General features: G+C 68.5%; 2 protein-coding genes. Both read left to right on the forward strand.

What is annotated here, in order from left to right; translation table 11 throughout:
* The first annotated feature begins 41 nt into the window (after positions 1-41).
* Positions 42-341 carry a helix-turn-helix domain-containing protein gene (locus tag ABZ641_RS36460; protein WP_344627108.1) on the forward strand — a complete coding sequence of 100 codons (300 nt, stop codon included), beginning with the start codon at positions 42-44 and terminating at the stop codon, positions 339-341.
* A gap of 545 nt (positions 342-886) precedes the next feature.
* The coding region (locus ABZ641_RS36465) for a class II glutamine amidotransferase (RefSeq protein ID WP_359988814.1) at positions 887-1,634 on the forward strand (748 nt) is incomplete at its 3' end.

The following is a 1,634-nucleotide window of genomic DNA, read 5'->3' on the forward strand; positions in this document are numbered from 1 at the left end:
GTGTGCGCGGCGATCGTCGCCCACAACCTCGCCCTTGGCACATGAAACAGCAGGTCGAGGTGATCGGAGGCAAGTGGAAGGTGATGGTCATCTGGGCGTTGAGTGAGCGGCCCCGACGCTTCGGCGAGCTCCGCAGGCTGGTGGCGGGGGTGACGGAGAAGGTGCTCGCCTCCCACCTGCGGGAGTTGGAGGCGGACGGCATCGTGCACCGCGAGGTGTACGACGAGGTTCCGCCCCGGGTGGAGTACTCGTTGACGGCGCGTGGCCTCTCGCTCAACGATGCGCTGGTGCCGCTCTCCGCCTGGGGCCGGGACAACATCCTCACCCCACCGAGCGATTAGGGCCTGCCCGGCCCGGCGGCGCCGTGCCGCGGACGGCGCTCCGGTCGGTTGCGGCGAGGACCGGGGGTCGGTGGCAGACGGCGACGAGGTGGGGTGCGGTGCATTCGCGCCGGGCGAGGAAATGGTGCCGACGCTCGGGGATGAGGAGGTGGGCCCGCAGGACGGTCAGGCAGGTGACGGTGGTGGGGATCAGGCATCGGGTGTTCGGACCGGGCCCGGAAGCCGGCCGGGCGGCCGGCCAACCGCGGCGGAGGCCGGGTGAGCGGCGGCTGCCGAGGCGCGTCTCCGGTTCCGTGTCGGCGTGTGAACGGCGCATCTCAGCCTGTCACCGCCATGGACGTGTCGATACGGCTCGGTGCAGTGCTGCGGGCGGCGAACAGTCGGGCAGATCGTTTGAGAGCGTCCCTTGCTTGTGGTTCGCCAGGCGAGCTCTCGCCCTGCACCGCCCCCGGGACTGATCGATAATTTCAGCAGCGACCGGCGCCCGCCGGTGTTCTTCCACCGAAGGGACATACCGGGTCGCTACGTCCGCAAGGAGGTCGACCATGTGCCGATGGCTCGCCTACCGGGGGTCTCCTGTCCGGCTGACGGATGTGCTCTACACCCCGGTCCACTCCCTCATCGATCAGAGTCTGCATTCCAAGCTCGGAGCCGAGACGACCAACGGAGACGGCTTCGGGATCGGCTGGTACGACGGGACCGACGCGCCAGGGGTGTTCCACAGCACCGAGCCGGCGTGGAACGACACCAACCTGCGCGAGGTCTCGGCGCACACCACCTCACCGCTGTTCTTCGCGCACATCCGCGCCGCCATCGGGTCGTCCGTGCAGCAGACCAACTGTCACCCGTTCCGGTACCAGCGGTGGCTGTGGATGCACAACGGCTTCATCGACGGGCTCGGCGACATCAAGCGAGAACTCGCCTTCGAGATCGACCCCGCGCTCTGGCTGAACATCAAGGGCACGACCGACACCGAGCTGATGTTCTACCTGGCACTCACCTACGGGCTCGAGGACGACCCTCCGGGCGCTGTCGCGCGCATGATCGGGTTCGTCGAGGCGCGCGGCCGCGAGCACGGACACCAGTTCCCCTTCCAGGGAACGATCGCGACCAGCGACGGCGATTCACTGTGGGCGTTCCGGTATTCGAGCGCGGGCCGGACCCGATCGCTGTACTTCAACCGGAGCGTCCCACAGCTCAGGAGGATGTATCCCGATCGGGCCGTCCTGCGTGAGGCGGCCGACGATGCGCGCCTGGTGGTTTCCGAACCGATCGGGGACCTGCCCGGCGCCT

The sequence above is a fragment of the Kitasatospora sp. NPDC007106 genome (assembly GCF_040634455.1).
GTDB lineage: Bacteria > Actinomycetota > Actinomycetes > Streptomycetales > Streptomycetaceae > Kitasatospora > Kitasatospora arboriphila.

Coding starts and splice junctions, on each gene's coding strand:
- ABZ641_RS36460 (WP_344627108.1), top strand. CDS start 42: ATGAAACAGCAGGTCGAGGTGATCGGAGGCAAGTGGAAGGTGATGGTC.